The organism is Streptomyces sp. NPDC054794 (assembly GCF_053611585.1).
Genome location: NZ_JBSHAQ010000051.1, coordinates 56,478 through 76,107 on the forward strand (window position 1 = coordinate 56,478; position 19,630 = coordinate 76,107).

Annotated in this window: 21 protein-coding genes and 2 pseudogenes; 14 read left to right on the forward strand and 9 right to left on the reverse strand. The window is 69.8% G+C overall.

Translation table 11 applies throughout. The features are described from left to right. Positions 1–258 precede the first annotated feature (258 nt). The gene (locus ACWGKT_RS37945) at positions 259–693 is read left to right on the forward strand and encodes a hypothetical protein (RefSeq protein WP_453277235.1); all 435 of its coding nucleotides are present in this window, start codon (positions 259–261) and stop codon (positions 691–693) included. A 252-nt stretch (positions 694–945) separates the two neighbouring features. Here ACWGKT_RS37945 and ACWGKT_RS37950 read toward each other — a convergent pair whose 3' ends face one another. Together ACWGKT_RS37950 and ACWGKT_RS37955 are read right to left on the reverse strand one after the other, a co-directional pair. Next, a complete protein-coding gene (locus ACWGKT_RS37950) occupies positions 946–1,383 on the reverse strand; it encodes a hypothetical protein (protein ID WP_453277236.1) in 438 nt (145 codons plus the stop codon). Positions 1,384–1,783: 400 nt separating this feature from the next. Continuing rightward, complete coding sequence (locus ACWGKT_RS37955) at positions 1,784–2,269, reverse strand: hypothetical protein (RefSeq protein WP_453277237.1); 486 nt, start codon at positions 2,267–2,269, stop codon at positions 1,784–1,786. 471 nt (positions 2,270–2,740) lie between these two features. Between ACWGKT_RS37955 and ACWGKT_RS37960 the strand changes: the two genes are divergently transcribed. Beyond that, complete coding sequence (locus ACWGKT_RS37960) at positions 2,741–3,367, forward strand: hypothetical protein (RefSeq protein ID WP_453277238.1); 627 nt, start codon at positions 2,741–2,743, stop codon at positions 3,365–3,367. Positions 3,368–3,650: 283 nt separating this feature from the next. Here ACWGKT_RS37960 and ACWGKT_RS37965 read toward each other — a convergent pair whose 3' ends face one another. Then, complete coding sequence (locus ACWGKT_RS37965; protein ID WP_453277239.1) at positions 3,651–5,300, reverse strand: FAD-dependent oxidoreductase; 1,650 nt, start codon at positions 5,298–5,300, stop codon at positions 3,651–3,653. A 211-nt stretch (positions 5,301–5,511) separates the two neighbouring features. Between ACWGKT_RS37965 and ACWGKT_RS37970 the strand changes: the two genes are divergently transcribed. The 7 genes from ACWGKT_RS37970 to ACWGKT_RS38000 all read left to right on the forward strand — a co-directional run bounded on the left by ACWGKT_RS37970 (position 5,512) and on the right by ACWGKT_RS38000 (position 10,810). Further along, positions 5,512–6,597: a SchA/CurD-like domain-containing protein gene (locus ACWGKT_RS37970; protein WP_356151194.1), complete on the forward strand. Its 1,086-nt coding sequence runs from the start codon at positions 5,512–5,514 to the stop codon at positions 6,595–6,597. A gap of 49 nt (positions 6,598–6,646) precedes the next feature. After that, positions 6,647–7,114 carry a cupin domain-containing protein gene (locus ACWGKT_RS37975; RefSeq protein ID WP_356151192.1) on the forward strand — a complete coding sequence of 156 codons (468 nt, stop codon included), beginning with the start codon at positions 6,647–6,649 and terminating at the stop codon, positions 7,112–7,114. Beyond that, positions 7,111–8,370: a beta-ketoacyl-[acyl-carrier-protein] synthase family protein gene (locus tag ACWGKT_RS37980; RefSeq protein ID WP_235453617.1), complete on the forward strand. Its 1,260-nt coding sequence runs from the start codon at positions 7,111–7,113 to the stop codon at positions 8,368–8,370. Before ACWGKT_RS37975 ends, ACWGKT_RS37980 begins: the two co-directional genes overlap by 4 nt. Positions 8,371–8,377: 7 nt before the next feature. Beyond that, positions 8,378–9,628 carry a ketosynthase chain-length factor gene (locus ACWGKT_RS37985; RefSeq protein WP_453277240.1) on the forward strand — a complete coding sequence of 417 codons (1,251 nt, stop codon included), beginning with the start codon at positions 8,378–8,380 and terminating at the stop codon, positions 9,626–9,628. 96 nt (positions 9,629–9,724) lie between these two features. Further along, complete coding sequence (locus ACWGKT_RS37990; RefSeq protein WP_356151188.1) at positions 9,725–9,982, forward strand: acyl carrier protein; 258 nt, start codon at positions 9,725–9,727, stop codon at positions 9,980–9,982. Positions 9,983–9,984: 2 nt separating this feature from the next. After that, a complete protein-coding gene (locus tag ACWGKT_RS37995) occupies positions 9,985–10,464 on the forward strand; it encodes an SRPBCC family protein (RefSeq protein ID WP_356151186.1) in 480 nt (159 codons plus the stop codon). 22 nt (positions 10,465–10,486) lie between these two features. Continuing rightward, positions 10,487–10,810, forward strand: coding sequence for a TcmI family type II polyketide cyclase (locus ACWGKT_RS38000; protein WP_235453621.1), 324 nt, complete (start codon positions 10,487–10,489; stop codon positions 10,808–10,810). 82 nt (positions 10,811–10,892) lie between these two features. Here the strand turns inward: ACWGKT_RS38000 and ACWGKT_RS38005 are convergent, their stop codons facing one another. The 3 genes and pseudogenes from ACWGKT_RS38005 to ACWGKT_RS38015 all read right to left on the reverse strand — a co-directional run. Continuing rightward, a complete protein-coding gene (locus ACWGKT_RS38005) occupies positions 10,893–11,921 on the reverse strand; it encodes a methyltransferase (protein ID WP_356151182.1) in 1,029 nt (342 codons plus the stop codon). 42 nt (positions 11,922–11,963) lie between these two features. Then, complete coding sequence (locus tag ACWGKT_RS38010) at positions 11,964–13,076, reverse strand: right-handed parallel beta-helix repeat-containing protein (RefSeq protein ID WP_453277241.1); 1,113 nt, start codon at positions 13,074–13,076, stop codon at positions 11,964–11,966. Between the two features lie 60 nt (positions 13,077–13,136). Next, positions 13,137–13,421: pseudogene (locus ACWGKT_RS38015) on the reverse strand (aminoglycoside phosphotransferase family protein); the annotation flags it as partial. 208 nt (positions 13,422–13,629) lie between these two features. Between ACWGKT_RS38015 and ACWGKT_RS38020 the strand changes: the two are divergent. Genes ACWGKT_RS38020 through ACWGKT_RS38030 form a run of 3 tightly spaced genes read left to right on the forward strand, consistent with a single transcriptional unit; the run spans position 13,630 to position 16,178 of the window. Continuing rightward, positions 13,630–14,277: a rhomboid-like protein gene (locus tag ACWGKT_RS38020; protein ID WP_453277247.1), complete on the forward strand. Its 648-nt coding sequence runs from the start codon at positions 13,630–13,632 to the stop codon at positions 14,275–14,277. 9 nt (positions 14,278–14,286) lie between these two features. Continuing rightward, the gene (locus ACWGKT_RS38025) at positions 14,287–15,693 is read left to right on the forward strand and encodes an NAD(P)/FAD-dependent oxidoreductase (RefSeq protein ID WP_453277242.1); all 1,407 of its coding nucleotides are present in this window, start codon (positions 14,287–14,289) and stop codon (positions 15,691–15,693) included. Between the two features lie 2 nt (positions 15,694–15,695). Continuing rightward, positions 15,696–16,178, forward strand: coding sequence for an N-acetyltransferase family protein (locus tag ACWGKT_RS38030; protein WP_453277243.1), 483 nt, complete (start codon positions 15,696–15,698; stop codon positions 16,176–16,178). On the opposite strand, the gene ACWGKT_RS38035 is transcribed toward ACWGKT_RS38030, so the two are convergent. Together ACWGKT_RS38035 and ACWGKT_RS38040 are read right to left on the reverse strand one after the other, a co-directional pair. Then, complete coding sequence (locus tag ACWGKT_RS38035) at positions 16,167–17,672, reverse strand: MFS transporter (RefSeq protein ID WP_453277244.1); 1,506 nt, start codon at positions 17,670–17,672, stop codon at positions 16,167–16,169. The genes ACWGKT_RS38030 and ACWGKT_RS38035 overlap by 12 nt on opposite strands. A gap of 60 nt (positions 17,673–17,732) precedes the next feature. Continuing rightward, positions 17,733–17,966: pseudogene (locus ACWGKT_RS38040) on the reverse strand (FAD-dependent oxidoreductase); the annotation flags it as partial. Between the two features lie 143 nt (positions 17,967–18,109). Here ACWGKT_RS38040 and ACWGKT_RS38045 point away from each other — a divergent pair. Next, positions 18,110–18,796: a pentapeptide repeat-containing protein gene (locus tag ACWGKT_RS38045; protein ID WP_453277245.1), complete on the forward strand. Its 687-nt coding sequence runs from the start codon at positions 18,110–18,112 to the stop codon at positions 18,794–18,796. A gap of 24 nt (positions 18,797–18,820) precedes the next feature. Here ACWGKT_RS38045 and ACWGKT_RS38050 read toward each other — a convergent pair whose 3' ends face one another. After that, the gene (locus ACWGKT_RS38050) at positions 18,821–19,321 is read right to left on the reverse strand and encodes a hypothetical protein (protein ID WP_235453630.1); all 501 of its coding nucleotides are present in this window, start codon (positions 19,319–19,321) and stop codon (positions 18,821–18,823) included. A 74-nt stretch (positions 19,322–19,395) separates the two neighbouring features. Here ACWGKT_RS38050 and ACWGKT_RS38055 point away from each other — a divergent pair, with 74 nt between their 5' ends. Then, positions 19,396–19,554: a hypothetical protein gene (locus ACWGKT_RS38055; protein ID WP_453277246.1), complete on the forward strand. Its 159-nt coding sequence runs from the start codon at positions 19,396–19,398 to the stop codon at positions 19,552–19,554. Positions 19,555–19,630 lie beyond the last annotated feature (76 nt).

Genomic DNA, 19,630 nt, shown 5'->3' on the forward strand with positions numbered 1-19,630 from the left:
CGTCCACCGTCGACCCAGGCAGAGCCGAGCAGACGCGGCCCATGGCGTCCAGGTCGTTCGTACAGTGGTGCGCTCCACCTGGACGCCATGAACCACGCCCGCTCCACGGTGTGTGGGTCGACGGCGGACGGGATGGGAGCTGGGGAGAGTGGTGGGTTGAGGTGGGTATCAAGGCCAGTTGAATACCTCTGCAAAACACCAATGTCAGCGTCTGCAGCCTGCGACGATGTGGGATGAAGTTGACGATGGGGGCCGGGGATGACTTCACTCGCTTTGTCTATCGCCAGTCTCGTTGTCTCGATCGTGGCGGTTGCGATCAGCTTGTCGCAAGCGCTCCTAGCCAAGCGAGAAAGCAGCAGATCCAGGCCCAATGTGAAGGTGCTTGGAGTCTTCGGCGATGGCTTCATCAGGGGTGGTCAGCCAATGCGAGCGCTCCTCCTCTACGTCTTCAATACAGGGCGAGAGGAGACAGAGCTTTCCAATGTGAACATCACCTCGGCGAACGTGACCCTCGTCGGTGCCTACAGCTTGTTCGCGGGACCCCCACTGCCATGCCGCATCCCAGGCCACTCCATGCAAACCTGGACGTTTGATGCTTCAGCCGTGGAAGACGCTGCCACTGCCGTTACGGTTCATGCCGAGTTTGGCCATGGAGAAAACAAGACTCTTCTCGTCACGAAGGGACAGTTCTGAGCCGTGCAGCCATGCCTGATCTGTCCAGGACTCTGTCAAGTAGGGCCCGATGCCTGACACCTGTAGCTGACACCAACAGGGGCGAACACTAGCGGCCCACACTGAACCTCGACGGACCAGCGATCCAGGCAGAGTGCTGACTGGTCCAGCGCGCCGAACCGGCATGATCGACCTGATAAGGATGAAGCCAGAGTGCAAAGTCGGTGGCGTCGGCCTCGGTAGATGAACAGCACTGCGCAGGCTCCGCGGACCTCAGTGCTGCATCTGGTCGTACACCTCTGGGCCAGATTCCTCGGGGAGTAGGTACAGCCTCAAGTGCTGACGGAGAAAGCTCTCCAACCGTGGAAGCTCGATCGCGTCGGCTGGAAGGTCACCGGGACGCGGACGGTAGAGCTCGATCAACCTGGCCATCAGCTCTTCGTCGAGCAACGGCGCCTGATAGCGATCTATCGTCCCGATGTAGAAAAGCCAGCTGGACAGCCGGTTGGCGGGACAGTGCCCCTCACCCGCATGCAGGTTCTCGGGCTCGTGCTCGTCACTCCAGGAACCGACGTACAGGTAGGAGGCACCACGCAAGCCCTCGTCCAAAGCTGGGGTCGGATCGTCCTTGCAGTTCCAATAGATCCGAGCCTCATCCTCGGGTATGGGGCTCGGTGCGGCTGCCAACCACAGTTGGTAGATCTCCTCCACGACCGCAGTCTGGCATGCCGAGTCGCACGATCAACAGGCATCGAGAGTGGCGAGGTGGAGTGGTCTGCTGATCCCAGCTGTACAGCAGAGAAGTACAGCAACCAGGACGACCGCGTGGAGACGATCCTGGCCCCTGCTGCCCGGGTGACCGGCCCAGAAGACCTCAGCGACCGCCCCGCCCATAGTTCGCATCGAGGGGATAAGGCGGCGGGAGTGCCTTGACTCGGTCATTGAAACTTCCGGCCAAAGTCGCTCCGTCGATCACGTGGAAACGTGCTCCATTCATGCCCGAAGGACCGGGAAGCCACGGGGAACGGGGCAATCGCAGGAAGCCGTGCACAGCGAAGACCCCCGACCAACTCGTCAGGTCAGGGGCCTTTCTCGCTGCGCATCAACAGGATCAGGGGTCGATGTCACCGAGGTCGCGCGTGAGGATGTCGGTGCCGTCCTGCTGGATGTGGAGCACCACGTGGTTGTAAGTCAGGTGGAGCAGAGTCACGCTCCAGTTCCCGTTGGGGCAGACCTCCCTGGGGGAGGGGGTCTCGGGCGGCGGGATCGTGACGTTCCGGAAGGTGATCTGGCCGTTGCGCGGCTGGATGTGCTGGACCGGCCCGGTCACGTTCTGAAATTCGGTTCCCTGACCGGGGGCGACGTTGCCGCCGCGGTTGACGCACACGTACTCCGCCTCGACGGAGGCGGCGGTGAGGAACGCGTCGGTGGGACTGTTGCCGAGGCCGGCGGCCTTGCCGCTGCACTGCAGCCCGGCAGTGAGGCTTTTCGTACAGGTCACATCACCGACGAAGTGGGGACTCTGCGCGGTAGCCGTGGTCATGGCGGCCGTGGTGGCAGCCAATGTCAGCACCGCGGTGCTGAAGAAGCGTCGCATTGGGACTCCGTTGCTCCGTGATTCACGGATGAGAGGATCTGCGGCGGCCGTCCCTGTCGGGGGTCGGCCGACTCATCGGTGCCACGACCGGCTCTTGGGCATTCCCGGATTGCAGCGTACGGAGCACAGACACACACCGTGAGAGCTACATTCCGCCCGCATCACGAAGCGGCATACTCCAGCCTTCACGCGGCAACTCGGCATCGACGCAAGCGGCTGCAAGTAAGGGGAGGCCATCAGGCTCGCCGAGGAGCCCCGCCGGGCCGCCTCTGGGCCGCGTGAGGCCGCCCAACGCCGACCAGGGCGTTGATCGATTAGGTGGCCGCAGGTCACGGCCGCCGTTGATCAGTTGTGGCTGGTCTGAGGAAAGGCGCCTGTGGCCATGCCATGGCCGAATCGCTCCCTTGTGTGCGCTTTGTGTACGTGTCACATAGTTGAGAGGCGGGGTGATCGGGCGGAGGGGGACGCTACATGTCCGTGTCGAGTGACGAGCCAGTAACGCCGTCGGCCTGGGCGATCGATAGGTTCGGGCGGCATGCCGGCGCACTGGCGACAGCCGTGCCGACGCAACTGGCCAACGCGCACGCGAAGGCTCATGCCGCACACCTTGCGGTGGGGCTGAAGAAGCGGAGTCCCTACGGTGTCGCCCTGGCAGGACTGGTGCGCGAGTACCTGGCGCAGAGGGCCCGGGAGCTGGGGGAGTCCGTGCGAGACGTGCGCGGGTACGAGTACGCAGTGATCAACGATCACGCGCTCTTCCCCTTCAGGTACGCAGACAAGCCGAGGCCGCTTGAGCGTGCCCGGTTGCCCTCAAACTCGTCACCCACCCGGCGTCGACTGTTCCGGGCGCATGGGCCCCAGCCGCCAGAGGGGCTGTTCGACCTCGATGACGGCCTGGCGACGGAGGAGTACCTGGGGCTGCACGAAGCGTTCGAGGAGTTGGGAGCTTCTACGAAGCTGATCTGCGTCTTCTTCACGGCCGATGCGGAAAACGGCATCCATGCCATTCACTGGGGACAAGCCCACCTCGAACCGGACCGAACGTTCACGTGGCTGTACAAGGAACAGCTTCCCGTCGCTCCCGTGCCGCTTGAGTGACCTGCGGGGTCCGCCGCTGTCGGCCGAGAGTCCGGCTGACATCACCAACTGACATCAACGGCGCCGAACCAGGGCGGACAACGACGACTTGAGCCGGAGTGCCGGGCAGCCACGAGGGCCCGTTTCGGGAGGTCGCCTGATTAAGCGATCGAACTTGTAAAGCGAAGGTCGTCGGTTCGAATCCGACAGGGGGCTCTGTACGGCGAAGGCCACCCGCACCGGACGGTGTGCGGGTGGCCTTCGCCGTGGGTACGGGCGCTCGGCGCCACGTCGGTGCGGGTGCTCAGTCCCGGTGCAGCAGGGTGCGCAGGGCCTCGCGCAGGGTTGCCTCCGGGTCCGGGGACGCGGCGCTGGTGCGCCAGGCCACGTAGCCGTCGGGGCGGACCAGGACCGCGCCGTCGGGGGTGGTGCCGTGCAGCCGGGCCCAGTCGGCGTCCTCGGTGGCGTAGGTGGCGTAGGTGAGGTCGGCGTCGGGGCCCTGGCCGACGCGGTACGCGTCGAGGCGTACTCCGTCGCGGACGGCGATGCGGCGGGCGGCGTCGTGCCAGCCGGCGTCGTCCGGGGCGTCGCTGAGCAGGACCAGGGAGCTCTCGTAGAGGTCGATGGTCGACAGCTTCCGGCCGTCGCGGCGCAGCCACATGTGGGGGGCCCGGGTGCCGGGCTGTCCGGTCAGGTCCATCCCGTCGGGCACCACCGGCTGGTCCGGGTCGGCGCCGATGACGGCCCCCGCCGGGTACCGGTAGCCGAGGACGACGTTGAGGATGCCGCCGCGCCGGTCGGCGCCGACGCCGGGCGCGGGCGCGAAGCCGGGGTGGCTGTGCTCCACGGAGCGGGCGGAGGCGCGGGCGCTGGTCGCCAGGGCCACCGGGCGGCGCTCGGTGTCGTACGTCTCCAGCAGGCCGGGGCCGGCCCAGCCGTCGAGGACGGCGGCGAGCTTCCAGGCGAGGTTGTGCGCGTCCTGGATACCGGTGTTGGAGCCGAAGGCGCCGGTCGGTGACATCTCGTGCGCGGAGTCCCCGGCGAGGAACACCCTGCCGTCCAGGTACCGGTCGGCGACGCGTTCGGCGGCCCGCCAGGACGCCTTGCCGGTGATCTCCACGTCGATGTCGGGCGAGCCGACCGCGCGGCGGATGTGCCGGGCGAGCCGGTCCTCGGTGAACTCGTCCAGCGTCTCGCCGAGCTCCGGGTGCCAGGGGGCGTGGAAGACCCAGCGCTCCTTGTTGTCGACGGGGAGCAGGGCGCCGTCGGCCTCGGGATCGGTGAGGTAGCAGCAGATGAAGCGCCGGTCGCCCACCACGTCGGCGAGCAGCTTGGAGCGGAAGGTGACGCTGACGTTGGCGAAGAGCTCGCCGGGCCCGGACTGCCCGATGCCGAGCCGGCCCCGGACCGGGCTGCGCGGGCCGTCCGCCGCGACGAGGTAGTCCGCCCGGACGGTGTAGCGCTCCTCGGTGTTGCGGTCCCGGACGACTGCTGTCACCCCTTCGGCGTCCTGCTCGAAGGACTCCATCTCGTGGAAGTACCGCAGGTCGCCGCCGAGGGCGCGGGCGCCGTCCAGCAGGACCGGCTCCAGGTCGTTCTGGCTGCACAGGCACCATCCGGTCGGGCTGAACCTGGCCAGCCCGCCGCCCGGGTCGATGTGCTTGAACAGCCACTCTCCCGCGTCCCCGACCAGCGTCGGGGTCTGCAGGATGCCGTGGTTCTCGGCGAGGAGGGAGGCCGCCGTGTGGATGTCCGGTTCGACGCCGGCCACCCGGAAGAGTTCCATCGTCCGGACGTTGTTGCCGCGTCCGCGCGGGTGATGCGAGGTCCCCGAGTGCCGCTCGACGAGCATGTGCCGCACACCGAGACGGCCCAGGAAAAGGGACATGGACAGGCCCACCAGAGAGCCGCCCACGATGAGGACGGGTACCCGGTGGTCGGCTTTGTGGTGCATCGAAGCCTCCAGAGGCAGGGGTGCGGGTGTGGGGCGCCTGTGACTTTCCATGCCCTTTGCGGCCTTGGGGGAGCGCCTCGGCGTGCCCAATCACCCACGTGGTTCATACGAGTCGCGCACTCCTGGGGACCGGCACAGGATCAAGGAACGCTGACGTCGCGTCACCAGCGGCCGGCGTCCGCCTCTGCCCCGCGAAGGAGATGTGCGCAGGATGACCACAACGTCTGAACGTGTTTCAGAAACGCTGACCCGACAGGTGTCGAAGCGGGTCTCCCAGTCCGTGTTCGACGGTTCCCGGCTCCGGGTCGTCCTGCTGGTCGACGTGTACGACGGAGCCCAGCAGCAGTTCCTGGAGGCCTACGAGCAACTGTGCAATCAGGTTGCGTCCGTGCCCGGACATGTCAGCGACCAACTCTGCCAGTCCATCGAGAATCCATCCCAATGGCTCATCACGAGCGAATGGGAAAGTGCCCCGCCCTTCCTCGCCTGGGTGAACAGCGAGGAGCACGTGCGGATGGTGGAGCCGCTGCACAGCTGCGTCCGCGACACCCGCTCCCTGCGCTTCCACGTCGTCCGGGAGACCGGTGGCGCGGCGGCCGGTCCCAAGGCGGACAAGCGCCGGCTGCAGACCTCCCCGCGGATCGGCGACGGTGTGCTCCGGCACGCGCTGACCTTCACGGTCAAGCCGGGCAGCGAGCCGCAGGTGGCGAAGATCCTCGCGGACTACGCCTCGCCCGAGGCGCGGGTCGACGACACCACGCGGCTGTGCCGGACCTCGCTGTTCATGCACGGCAACCGGGTCGTGCGGGCCATCGAGGTGCGCGGCGACCTGCTCGCGGCGCTGCGGCACGTGGCCCGGCAGCCCGAGGTGCGGGCCGTCGAGGAGGCCATCAACCCGTACCTGGAGCAGGATCGGGACCTCAACAACCAGGAGTCGGCGCGGGTGTTCTTCACCCGGGCGGCGCTGCCGGCCGTGCACCACGTGACGGCCGACCAGCTGCCCGAGGGTGAGCGGCACGCGCTGTACTACCCGGCGAAGTCGGGCCGCGGGATGAAGCTGGCCGAGCTGCTCGCCCAGCACGACGAGGCGGCGGCGGAGGACCCGCAGAGCCCGGTCCTGCGCAGCACGATCTTCCAGCGCGACGACGTGGTGGTGCGGCTGATCGACGTGCGCGGCGACCGCGACGCCGGGTCCGTCCTGCCGAAGGCCGGGCAGGCCGCGGAGCTGAAGAAGCTCCTCGACGGCGCGGCCGTCCGCATGGAGCTCATCACCGACCGCCACTCGCCGGACGCCTGACCGGCGGCGCACTCCCACGCCGACTCAGCACATCCATCGGAGGAACGTCGTGATCAAACCCCGTCCCAGAATCGTGGACCTCAGCGAGGTCGAGCCCAACGTCAAGCGCGGCGGCGATCTGCGCGCCATGCTCACTCCGGCCACGGTGGGTTCCACCAGCGGTTTCATGGGAGTGGCCCTCATCCAGCCCGGCGACCGCATCGGCGAGCACTACCACCCGTACTCCGAGGAGTTCGTGTACGTCACCTGCGGCGAGCTGGAGGTGGATCTGGACGGCGAACCCCACCCGCTGCGGCCGGAGCAGGCACTGATGATCCCCGCCTACATGCGGCACCGGTTCCGCAACGTCGGCAACGTGGAGGCGCGCTTGGTCTTCCACCTGGGTCCGCTGGCCCCGCGGCCGCAGCTGGGCCATGTCGACACCGAGGGCACGGAGCCCGTCGCCGCCGCCGTCACCGCCGAGCCAGCCGAGGCGGGCGCCGTCCGCACGGCCGACCGAGGTCAGGTCCGTTCATGACCCGGCGCGTGGCGGTCACCGGCATAGGCATCGTGGCTCCGGGCGGGATCGGCGTACCGGCGTTCTGGAATCTGCTCTCCAACGGCCGAACCGCGACGCGAGGCATCACGTTCTTCGACCCGACAGGCCTGCGTTCGCGGATAGCCGCCGAGTGCGACTTCGACCCGGCGGAGCACGGCCTGGACGCCGAGCAGATCGAACGGGCGGACCGGTACATCCAGTTCGCCCTGGTCGCCGGGGAGGAGGCCGTCCGGGACTCCGGTCTCGATCTGGACCGGGAGAACCCCTGGCGGGTCGGGGTGTCACTGGGGACCGCGGTGGGCGGCACCACCCGTCTGGAGCACGACTACGTCCTGGTCAGCCACCGAGGGGAGCGCTGGGACGTGGACCACCGGGAGGCCGAGCCGCAGCTGCACCGGGCGTTCTCGCCCAGCACGCTCGCCTCCGCGGTGGCGGAACGTTTCCGCGCTCAGGGTCCGGTGCAGACCGTCTCCACGGGCTGCACCTCGGGTCTGGACGCGGTGGGATACGCCTTCCACACCGTCGAGGAGGGCCGGGCCGACATCTGCATAGCCGGCGCCTCGGACTCGCCGATCTCCCCGATCACGATGGCCTGCTTCGACGCCATCAAGGCCACGTCCCCCAACAACGACGACCCCGCACACGCCTCCCGGCCCTTCGACAACAACCGTGACGGGTTCGTCATGGGCGAGGGCGGCGCGGTGCTGGTCCTGGAGGAGCTGGAACACGCGCGGGCCCGCGGCGCGCACGTGTACTGCGAGCTCAGCGGCTACGCCACCTTCGGCAACGCCTACCACATGACCGGTCTGACCAGCGAGGGTCTGGAGATGGCCCGGGCGATAGAGGTCGCCCTGGACCACTCCCGGCTCGACGGATCGGCGATCGACTACGTCAACGCGCATGGCTCGGGCACCCGGCAGAACGACCGTCACGAGACGGCGGCCGTGAAGCGGGCGCTCGGACAGCACGCCTACGACATCCCCATGAGCTCCATCAAGTCCATGGTGGGTCACTCCCTCGGCGCGATCGGCGCCATCGAGGTCGTCGCCTGCGTGCTGGCCCTGGCCAACCAGGTCGTACCACCGACCGCGAACTACGAGACCCCCGACCCCGAGTGCGACCTGGACTACGTCCCGCGCGTCGCCCGCGAACGGAAGCTCACCAGCGTCCTGTCCGTGGGCAGCGGCTTCGGTGGTTTCCAGTCCGCGGTGATCCTGACCCGGCCGAGGGAGTGAGGACACGATGAGCGCACCGCATGAACGGCGCGCGGCCGTCACCGGAATCGGTGTGGTCGCGCCCAACGGAACCAGCACCGACACCTTCTGGAAGGCCACCCAGCAAGGGCTGAGCGTCCTCGACCGGATCACCCGGGAGGGCTGCGAGCACCTGCCCCTCAAGGTGGCCGGCGAGGTCCGCGACTTCGACCCGGCGGCGGCGGTCGAGGAGCGCTACCTCGTCCAGACCGACCGGTTCACGCACTACGCGATGGCCGCGGCCGACCTCGCCCTGGACGACGCCCGCCTCGGGCAGGCCGACACCTCCGAGGCGCCGTTCTCCATCGGCGTGGTCACCGCGGCCGGTTCCGGCGGCGGCGAGTTCGGCCAGCGCGAACTCCAGCAGCTGTGGGGCAAGGGCAGCCGGTTCGTCGGCCCGTACCAGTCCATCGCCTGGTTCTACGCCGCCAGCACCGGCCAGATCTCCATCCGCCGCGGCTTCAAGGGGCCCTGTTCCGTCGTCGCCGCCGACGAGGCCGGCGGTCTGGACGCCCTCGCCCATGCGGCGCGGGCGGTGGAGCGGGGCACCGACGCGATCGTGGCCGGCTCCACCGAGGCGCCGCTCGCCCCGTACTCGATGGTGTGCCAGCTCGGTTACGAGGAGCTCAGCACCGTCGAGGACCCGACCCGCGCCTACCGTCCGTTCACCGACGCGGCCTGCGGGTTCGTGCCGGCCGAGGGCGGCGCCATGCTCGTCGTGGAGGCCGCGGAGGTGGCCCGGGAGCGGGGCGTGGACGTGCGGGCGCTCATCGCGGGACACGCGGCGACCTTCACCGGCGCCTCCCGCTGGGCGGAGTCCCGGGAGGGGCTCGCCCACGCGATCCGTGGGGCCCTGGACGAGGCCGGCTGCGCTCCCGAGGAGGTCGACGTCGTGTTCGCCGACGCGCTCGGTGTACCGGCGGCGGACCGCGCCGAGGCGCTCGCCATCGCCGACGCCCTGGGCACGCACGGCAGGCGGGTGCCCGTCACCGCGCCGAAGACCGGCACGGGCCGGGGCTACTGCGCGGCGCCGGTGTTGGACACCGCGGCGGCGGTGCTCGCGATGGAGCACGGCCTGATCCCACCCACCCCCAACGTCTTCGACGTCTGTCACGACCTGGACCTCGTGACCGGCCGCGCCCGAGCCGCCGAACTGCGCACGGCACTGGTGCTCAGCCGGGGACTCATGGGGTCGAACTCGGCGCTCGTGCTGCGGCACGGCGCCGGCGAACGAGCCTGAAAGATCCACCGCTCGTAGCGGGGTGCCTCGCGGCGAGGTCTCGCAGCACGGAGGCCGCGCGGCGAAGAAGCCCCCGCAGCAAAGGAGAGGAACCGCATGTCCGCACAGATCACCGTGGAAGAACTCGCCGGGCTCATGAAGAAGGCCGCCGGGGTCACCGTGGCCCCGCAGGACCTGGAACAGCGTGCCGACTCCGGGTTCGACTCGCTCGGCGTCGACTCGCTCGGCCTGCTCGGCATCGTCGGCGAGCTGGAGAACCGGCACGGCACCTTGATGCCGCCCGACGCGGAGCGCTGCAAGACGCCCCGGCAGTTCCTCGCCCTCGTCAACACCACTCTCATGGCAGGAGCCTGAACATGGCCGGACACACGCAGAACGAGATCACCATCGCCGCACCCCTGGACCTCGTCTGGGACATGACCAACGACCTGGAGAGGTGGCCGCAGCTGTTCAGCGAGTACGCCTCCTGCGAGGTCCTCGCGCAGGAGGGCCAGAAGACGACGTTCCGGCTGACCATGCACCCGGACGACAACGGCACCGTGTGGAGCTGGGTCTCCGAGCGGGAGCCGGATCGCGACACCCTCACGGTCCGGGCCCGCCGCGTGGAGACCGGGCCCTTCGCCTTCATGAACATCCACTGGCAGTACGAGGAAGTGCCCGCCGGCACCCGGATGGTGTGGACGCAGGACTTCGAGATGAAGCCGGACGCCCCGGTCGACGACGACTGGATGACCGACAACATCAACAAGAACTCCAAGGTCCAGATGGCCCTCATCCGGGACAAGATCGAGAAGGCCGCCGCCGGACACCGGCCCGCCCCGGCCCTGGCCGACTGACCCCGACGGAGGACGAACCCCGATGCATCAGGCACTGATCGTCGCCCGTATGGCCCCGGGATCCGCCCCGGACATCGCCAAGGTGTTCGAGGAGTCCGACCGGGGAGAGCTGCCGCACCTCGTCGGTGTCGTACGGCGAAGCCTCTTCCAGTTCGGCGACGTCTACATGCACCTCGTCGAGTCCGAGCGCGAGCCCGGCCCGGCCATCGCCAAGGTGACCGAACACCCCGAGTTCCGGGCCATCAGCGACAAGCTGTCGGCGTACGTCAGCGCGTACAACCCCGAGACCTGGAGGTCCCCCAAGGACGCGATGGCACAGCGTTTCTACCTCTGGGAGCGCAACTGAGCCGTACGGCTCCCGTACACGGCACCGGTCGCCGGGCCCGCAGCGTCGCGGGCACGGCGACCGGTGGTCTGTGCGGCCGAGGTCAGCCGGGGACGTGGCAGTCGAACGCGTGCAGATACGGGTTGACCGGCCGGATGTCGTCGACGATCAGGCCCGCCGCGGTCAGCCTGCTCACCATGCTGTCGGTGGTGTGCTTCGCCCCGCCGACGTTGAGGAGCAGCAGCAGGTCCATGGCGGTGCTGAAGCGCATCGAGGGGGTGTCGTCGACGAGGTTCTCGATGACCACGACCCGCGTTCCGGGACCGCCGGCCTCGATGACGTTGCGCAGCGTCCGCGCCGTGCTCTCGTCGTCCCATTCCAGGATGTTCTTGATGATGTAGACGTCGGCCCGCACCGGGACGGCCGCGCGGACGTCGCCGGGCACGATCCGCGCGCGGTCGGCGAGGTCGCCGCCCTTGCGCAGCCGCGGTACGGCGTTCTCGACGACCCGGGGCAGGTCGAGCAGGCTGCCCTGCATCACCGGGTACTTGTCCAGCAAGGACGCCACCACGTGCCCCTGGCCGCCGCCGATGTCCGCGACCGACTTGCTGTCCGAGAGGTCCAACAGGGCCGCCACGTCCCGCGCCGACTGCTCGCTGGAGGTGGTCATCGCGCGGTTGAAGACGTCGGCCGACTCCGGGGCGTCCTCGTTGAGGTACTCGAAGAACTCCTTGCCGTAGAGGTCCTCCACGACGTTGCGGCCGCTGCGCACCGCCTCGTCGAGCCTGGGCCAGGCGTCCCAGGTCCACGGCTCGGTGCACCACATCGAGATGTCGCGCAGGCTGTGCGGGTCGTCCTCGCGCAGCAGCCGGGACATGTCGGTGTGCGCGAAGGTGCCGTCCTTGCGCTCGGCGAAGACGCCGTAGCAGGACAGGGCGCGCAGCAGCCGGCGCAGCGGCCTGGGCTCGGTCTTCACCTTGGCCGCGAGGTCCTCCGCGGTCATCGGTTCGTCCCCGAGGGCGTCGGCGACGCCCAGCCGGGCGGCCGCCCGGACGGCGGCGGCACACGCCGCCCCGAACACGAGCTCCCTGAGCCGCATGGACGGCGGTGGAGCGGATTCAGCGGTCGTCATGTGCCGCCTTCCTTCCTTGGTGTGGGCGTGGGACGCGATCGGTCAGCACATGCCCGACGGCTTGGAGGCCCGGCAGCGGTTGCCCGTGAAGGTGTTGTTCCGGCCGGTGTCCGTGTTGACGAGGTCCGCCGGGGAGTTGTTGTCCAGCGTGTTCGACTCGATCCGGTTCTGCTCGCTGGTGACGCCCACGAAGCTCTTGAACAGGACGATGCCGCCGGACAGCGGGGACTTGCCCGCGTGGTCCGTGATCACGTTCCCGGTGACCGTGGTCTTCTCGGCGCCGGTCAGGACGATGCCGGAGCCCTGCAGCTCGGGCAGCCGTTCGGTCTTCGGGCAGGACTTGTTGTTCGCGGCGACGCGGTTGTCGGTCACGAGCATGTCGCCGGCCTTGGGCTTGTTCTCGTCACCGACGACGAACACGCCCGCACAGTTGCCGGTGACGTAGTTGTCCGCGACGGTGAGGTTGCGCAGGCGGCGGACGGTCAGACCGATCCGGTTGCCCTCCAGCCGGTTGCGCTGGACCAGCGTGCCCAAGGTGTCGGTGGCGCCCTGCTCGGCCTTGACGGTGTTGGCGAGGAACAGGCCGGCGTCGCCGTTGTCGCGGGCGTAGTTGTACTTGAACACGCCGCGGACGGACCGCTCCTGGGCGATGCCCCACACCCCGTTCTTCACGGCGTACACCCGGCGGACGGTCATCCCGTCGGTGGCCATGCCGAAGACCCCGGTGCGGGAGAAGCCGGTCACGGTGAGGTCGGAGACGGTGACGCCCTCGATGTCGCGGGTCTTGGTGCCCACCACGCAGATGCCGTTGCCGCCCTCGGCACAGGTGGCGGTGTCCTGGGTGGTGTCCGCGTTCGAGCTCGTGGTGGCGGTGGGCTTCGGGACCACCTTCGGGTCCGGCTTGATGACCGTCATGCCCAGGCCGGTACCGCGCAGGGTCAGCTGGGGCGTGGTGATCTTCACGCTCTCGTAGTAGGTGCCGGGGGCGATCAGCACGGTGTCCCCGGGCTGGGCGGCGTCGACCGCCTTCTGGATCGACTCGCCGGGGCGGACCAGGAGGAGATGGTGGTGGGCGGCGGCGGCCGGAGTGGCGCCGAGACCCGCGCCGACGAGCGCCGCGGTGCACGCCAGATACGCGATATGGCATTTCGTCATATCCTGTACGCTAGGCCTGATTTACTGCCAAACCAGGCGTATAGGCCGACTGGCGGCGTGTCAGCCGCGCAGCAGCCGCCCGATCTCCAGTGGGACGGTCTCCGGCTGCCGCCCGTCCTCGATCTCCCACAGGCAGGGTTGCAGCACGCGGCCGAGCGTCCACGCCCGCGCCCGCTCCCGGTCCAGGCCCAGGGCGTCGCTCAGCGCGTCGAAGCGCCACCGGGTGTCGGCGGGGTCGTAGCGGTTGGCGGGGGCGGGCAACAGTTCGAAGCCGGGGTCGCCGACGAGGGGTTTGGGGTCGATGGCGAGCCAGTCCGCGGCCGGCGTTCCCTCGGCGGATACCACCGGAAGGACCAGCGCGCACACCCCGTGCATGGCGGGCCCGTCCGGTCGCAGCCGCCGGCGGCGCAGGAACTCCTCCGCCCGTCGCGGCAGGCCGGCGACGAACGCGCGCCCCGCCTCCCCGTCGAATTTCCGCTGAGAAGCGGCCGGCTAGGCGGGCACCTCGATCATCTTCCCGACAATACTGACGAGTGTGAACGGGGTCATCCGGATGCGGCGTGGGCTCGGGGCGGCCGCGGCCTATGTGCGTGCCGCCCCGGGCACGTACGTCTGGCTGCTGATCCTGTTCGTCACGACCGTGGCCCTGCACCACATGTCACCGGTGTTCGAGGAGCAGTTCCTGCGGCAGCGGTCGACCAACATCCACGAGCTGTCGCGGAACCCGACGCGGGTGCTGATCACCAGCGCGATGTGGATCGACAGCGGCTACTGGATTCCGTACGCCGTCCTGTTCTCCGTGTTCCACGCCCCGGCCGAACGCTGGCTCGGTACCGTCCGCTGGCTGCTCGTGTGCGCGGCCGCGCACGTGCTGGCCACGCTCATCAGCGAGCTCGCGCTGCTGAAGGCGATCCACGACGGCATGGCCCCGCGCTCCGCGGTCAACACCCTCGACATCGGCGTCAGTTACGCGCTGGCCGGGGTGGCCGCGGCGCTCACCTACCGGATCGCGGCGCCCTGGCGGTACCTCTATCTGGCGCTCGTCCTCGTCCCCTTCGGGCTGCCGCTGACCGCCGGACCCACCTTCACCGATCTCGGGCATTTCGTGGCCGCCCTGATCGGTCTCGCCTGTTATCCGCTGGTCAGAGGTCGCGGAAAAGCATGGAATCCGAAGGAGACACTGGCCGCCCTCAGGGGTTAACGTCCGGCCATGAGCAGCTCGGCAAGCAGTGTCGTCAACGGCGGCATCTCCTTCTGGTACGCGCAGGACGGACTCCCCGACGCCCGGGAGCCCCTCTCCGGTGACGCCTCCGCCGACGTCGTGATCGTCGGCGGCGGCTACACGGGACTGTGGACCGCGTACTACCTGAAGAAGGCCGCCCCCTTCCTCCGCGTCACCGTCCTGGAGCAGAAGTTCTGCGGCTACGGCGCCTCCGGACGCAACGGCGGCTGGCTCTACAACGGCATCGCGGGCCGCGACCGGTACGCGAAACTGCACGGCCGCGAGGCCGCCGTACGCCTGCAGAAGGCGATGAACGAGACCGTGGACGAGGTCATCGCCGTGGCCGGGGCCGAGGGCATCGACGCCGACCTGCACAAGGGCGGGGTGCTCGAAGTGGCGACCACCCCCGCACAGTTGGCCCGGCTGAAGGCCTTCCACGAGCACGAGCTGTCGTACGGCGAGAAGGACCGCGAGCTGTACGGTGCCCGCGCCACCCGCGAGCGGATCCGGGTCGCCGACGCGGTCGGCTCGACCTGGACCCCGCACGGCGCCCGGCTGCACCCGGTGAAGCTGGTCAAGGGCCTCGCGGCGGCCGTGGAGGCACTGGGAGTGACCATCCACGAGTCCACGCCGGTGACGGAGATCCGCCCGACGCGGGCCGTGACCCCGTACGGCACGGTCCGCGCCCCGTACATCCTGCGCTGCACCGAGGGCTTCACCGCGTCCCTGAAGGGCCAGCGGCGCACCTGGCTGCCCATGAACTCCTCGATGATCGCCACCGAGCCGCTCACCGCCGAGCAGTGGGAGCGGGTCGGCTGGGACGGCCGGGAGACCCTGGGCGACATGGCGCACGCCTACATGTACGCCCAGCGCACCGCCGACGGCCGCATCGCCCTGGGCGGGCGCGGGGTGCCGTACCGCTTCGGCTCGCGCACGGACAACGACGGCCGCACGCAGCAGGCCACGATCGAGGCGCTGCGCGAGATCCTGGTCCGCTTCTTCCCGGCCCTGGCCGGGGTGCGCGTGGAGCACGCCTGGTCCGGTGTGCTCGGCGTCCCCCGCGACTGGTGCGCGACCGTCACCCTGGACCGCTCGACGGGCCTCGGCTGGGCCGGCGGCTACGTCGGCTCGGGCGTCGCCACCACCAACCTCGCCGGCCGCACCCTGTGCGACCTGGTGCAGCTCGACTCCGGACAGGCGGGCAAGACCGACCTGACCGAGCTGCCCTGGGTCGGGCACAAGGTCCGCAAGTGGGAGCCGGAACCCTTCCGCTGGCTCGGTGTCCAGGGCATGTACGCCACCTACCGCACCGCCGACCAGCGTGAACGGTTGCACCCGAGCGCCGAGTCGTCGCGGCTGGCACGACTGGCCGACCGGGTGGCGGGAAGGCACTGACCATGATTCGCACCGCTGCTCCCGCCGACATACCCGACATCCAGGCCCTGATCCGGGAACTGGCCGAGTACGAGAAGGCCCCCAACGAGGCGAGAGCCACCGACGAACAGCTGCACGAGGCGCTGTTCGGAGAGCGTCCGGCCGCCCACGTCCACCTGGCCACCGACGACGAGACCGGCGAGACCGTCGGCTTCGCCGCCTGGTTCCTGAGCTTCTCGACCTGGCGCGGCGTACAGGGCATCTACATGGTGGACCTGTACGTCCGCCCCGCCGCCCGGGGTCGCGGCCACGGCCGGGCGCTGCTCACCGAGCTGGCCCGCATCTGCGCGGAGCGCGGCTACGAGCGGCTGGAGTGGTCGGTCCTGGACTGGAACCGGCCCGCGGTCGGCTTCTACGAGTCCCTCGGCGCCCGCCCGCAGGAGGGGTGGACGGTGTACCGGCTGACGGACGACGCGCTCGCCGAGCTGGCCAAGTCAGCCGACTGACTCGGGCACCGGCGCGTGCGCCCGTGCCCCGCGCCCGGGGGGTTTCGCCGTCACCAGCACCCCCGCCACCACGCCTGCCAGCAGCATGATCCCGGACGCCCACCAGATGGCGACCGTGTACCCGTGGACGACGCCCTCGGGGACCACGGTCGCCCGGCGCGCGAGGCCGTGCAGGTGCGCGGTGATGTAGGCGGCGCTGCTGGTGGTGGCGATGGTGTTGAGCAGGGCCGTACCGATCGAACCGCCGACCTGCTGCGAGGTGTTGACGGTCGCCGAGGTGACGCCGGAGTCCCGTGGGGCGACTCCGGCGGTGGCCGTGGCGAACACCGGCATGAAGGTCAGGCCCATGCCGAGGCCCATCAGGAGCAGGGCGGGCAGGATCTCGGAGGTGTACGACGAGGTGACCGTCAACCGGGTCAGGACGAGCATGCCGCTCGCCGCGAGGACCATGCCCGGGACCATGAGCGTGCGCGGGGCGACGCGGGGCAGCAGCCGCGCCGATATCTGGGTGGAGCCGACGATGATCGCGGCGGTCAGCGGCAGGAAGGCCAGGCCCGCCCGCACCGGCGAGTAGCCGAGGATCACCTGGAGGTAGTAGGTCATGAACAGGAACAGGCCGAACACGCCGATGACCGCGAGCGCCATGGTCAGGAAGCAGCCGCCGCGGTTGCGGTCGCGGACGATGTGCAGCGGGAGCAGCGGCACCGGGGCCCGGGTCTGCCACCACACGAACACCGCGAGCAGCAGCACGCCCGTCGCGAGCAGCGCGAGCACCAGCGGATCGGACCAGCCGCGCGGCCGGGCCTCGCTGAAGCCGTAGACGATCGCGACCAGTCCGCCGCAGCCCAGTACGGCTCCGGGCACGTCCAGGCGGACGCCCGGGTGCCCGGGGTGGTCGTGCAGCAGGGCGAAGGCGCCGAGGACGGCGACGACCGCGACGGGCACGTTGACGTACAGGCACCAGCGCCAGCTCAGGTACTCGGTGAGCAGCCCGCCGACGATCAGCCCGATCGCCGACCCGCTGCCGGCCAGGGCGCCGTAGATGCCGAAGGCCTTGCCGCGCTCCCTGGGGTCGGTGAACGTGGTCGTCACCAGGCTCAGCGCCGACGGTGCCAGGAGGGCGGCGAAGGCGCCCTGGAGCGCGCGTGCGCCGAAGAGCATGCCCGAGGAGACGGCCGCGCCGCCCAGCGCGGAGGCGGCCGCGAAGCCGATCAGACCGAGGACGAAGGTGCGTTTGCGCCCCACCAGGTCGGCGATCCGGCCGCCCAGCAGGAGCAGACCGCCGAAGGCCAGCGTGTAGGCGGTGATGACCCACTGACGGTTGCCGTCCGACATGTCCAGGGCGCGCTGGGCGGAGGGGAGCGCGATGTTCACGATCGTGGCGTCCAGCACCACCATCAGCTGGGCCAGCGCGATGATCACCAGACCCCACCACCGGCGGGCGTCGGATCCGTCGTTCTTCGCGGAGGCCTCACCCGTTGGGGTGACACTCATTTGGTCAGAAGACCACGAATCAACAGAAGTCGCATCCCCGGTCGCCGGGGCGCCCGGTCATGGCTCCAGCACCACCTTGCCGACCGTGCCCCGCGTCTGAAGCGCCCAGCGCGGGCCACCGTTGTAGAGGGCGTGCGGGTCCTCGTTCGTCCGGTACGGCACCTCGGCGGTGCGGGCCCGGCCGCCCAGGGTGTGGTGGGCCTCGTGGATGGTGACCTTGGCGCCCGCCTCGGCGGCGGTGACCGCCGCGGTCAGCCCGGCGAGGCCACCGCCGATGACGGTGATGCGGTGCATGAGTGGGTGTCTCCTCTGCTCGGGTTCGCCCTCTGCTCGCGTTGCCTGCTGCCGCTAGGACCGACTCAGGGGTGCGGAATGTGACATCGCCGGGGTTCGCGCAGGTCAGGGCGATTGTCAGTGGCGCGGTGCAGCATGGGCGCATGGCGAGGAGAGCGACGGGCGGGACCGGCAGGGCGAAGACGGCGGGCGCGCGGCGCCCGGAGGTGCGACTGCCTGAGCTGGAGCCGTACGACGGAGGGGAGTTGGAGCCGGACGGGGACTACGACGGGCTGGAGTTCCGGGCGGCGGACCTGGCCGGACAGGACGGCGCGGGCGCGCGCTTCCTGGACTGCGCGCTGACGGACTGCGTGCTCGACGAGACGCGGCTGCCGCACGCACGCTTCCTCGACAGCGTCCTGGCCGGGACAAGAGGCGTGGGCACGGACCTCGCCGACGCGACGCTGCGGGACGTCGAGCTGCGCGACGCCCGCCTGGGCGGCACCCAGCTGCACGGCGCCGTCCTGGAGCGGGTCCTGATCCGCGGCGGCAAGATCGACTACCTCAACCTCCGCATGGCGAAGCTCACCGACGTGGTCTTCGAGGGCTGCGTCCTCGTCGAACCGGACTTCGGGGAGGCGAACGTGACGCGGGTCGAGTTCGTGGACTGCGTGCTGACGGGGGCGGACTTCGGCGGAGCGACGCTGAAGGACGTGGACCTGTGCGGGGCCACGACCCTGGAGATCACCAGAGGGGTGGGCCGGCTGGCCGGCGCGGTGATCAGCCCCGCCCAGCTGGTGGATCTGGCACCGGTGCTGGCGCTGGAGCTGGGGATCCGAGTGGAGGGCTGACGGGGGCCTCGCGGCTCCGGCGCCCTACGCCAGCCGGGGAAAGCGGGCCTGCAAGGTCCAGATGGCCGGGTTCTCCGCCAGGTCCTCGTGCAGGTCGGTCAGGTCGGCGAGCAGGTCGTGCAGGAAGTCCCGGGCCTCGCGGCGCAGCTCGGCGTGGGAGAAGGAGAGCGGCGGTTCCTCGGCCGGCATCCAGTCGGACTCGATGTCCACCCAGCCGAAGCGGCGCTCGAAGAGCATGCGGTCGGTGGACTCCGTGAAGTCCAGCTCCGCCCGCTGGGGCCGGGAGGCGCGGGAGCCCGCGGGGTCCCGGTCCAGCCGCTCCACGATGTCGCACAGCGCCCACGCGAAGTCGAGCACCGGCACCCATCCCCAGGCTGTGGACAGTTCCCGGTCCGCCTTGGTGTCCGCGAGGTACACGTCCCCGCAGAACAGGTCGTGCCGCAGCGCGTGGACGTCCGCGCGGCGGTAGTCGGTCTGCGGTGGGTCCGGGAACCGGTTGGAGAGGGCGTAGCCGATGTCGAGCACGAGGCGATGGTGTCACGGCCGTATTCGATCGCCGGAATCCGCCCACGGCGGCCCGCCCCCATAGGATCACTGACATGTCCAGATCCGTGCGCCTTGTCCCGGTCGTTCCGGTCGTCACCCCGGTCGTCTCCGCCTTGCTCGCGCTCACCCTGGTCGCCTGCGACGGCGGTGTGCGCGGCACTTCCGGCGGCTCCGGCGTGCGCGACCCGTACTTCCGACTTGTATTGGGGTAGCGGTGTTCGTGATCGGGTTGGCCGCCCGTAACGTGCCGCAGGACGCCGGGCAGGCTGACTCGAGTACTTCCTGCCG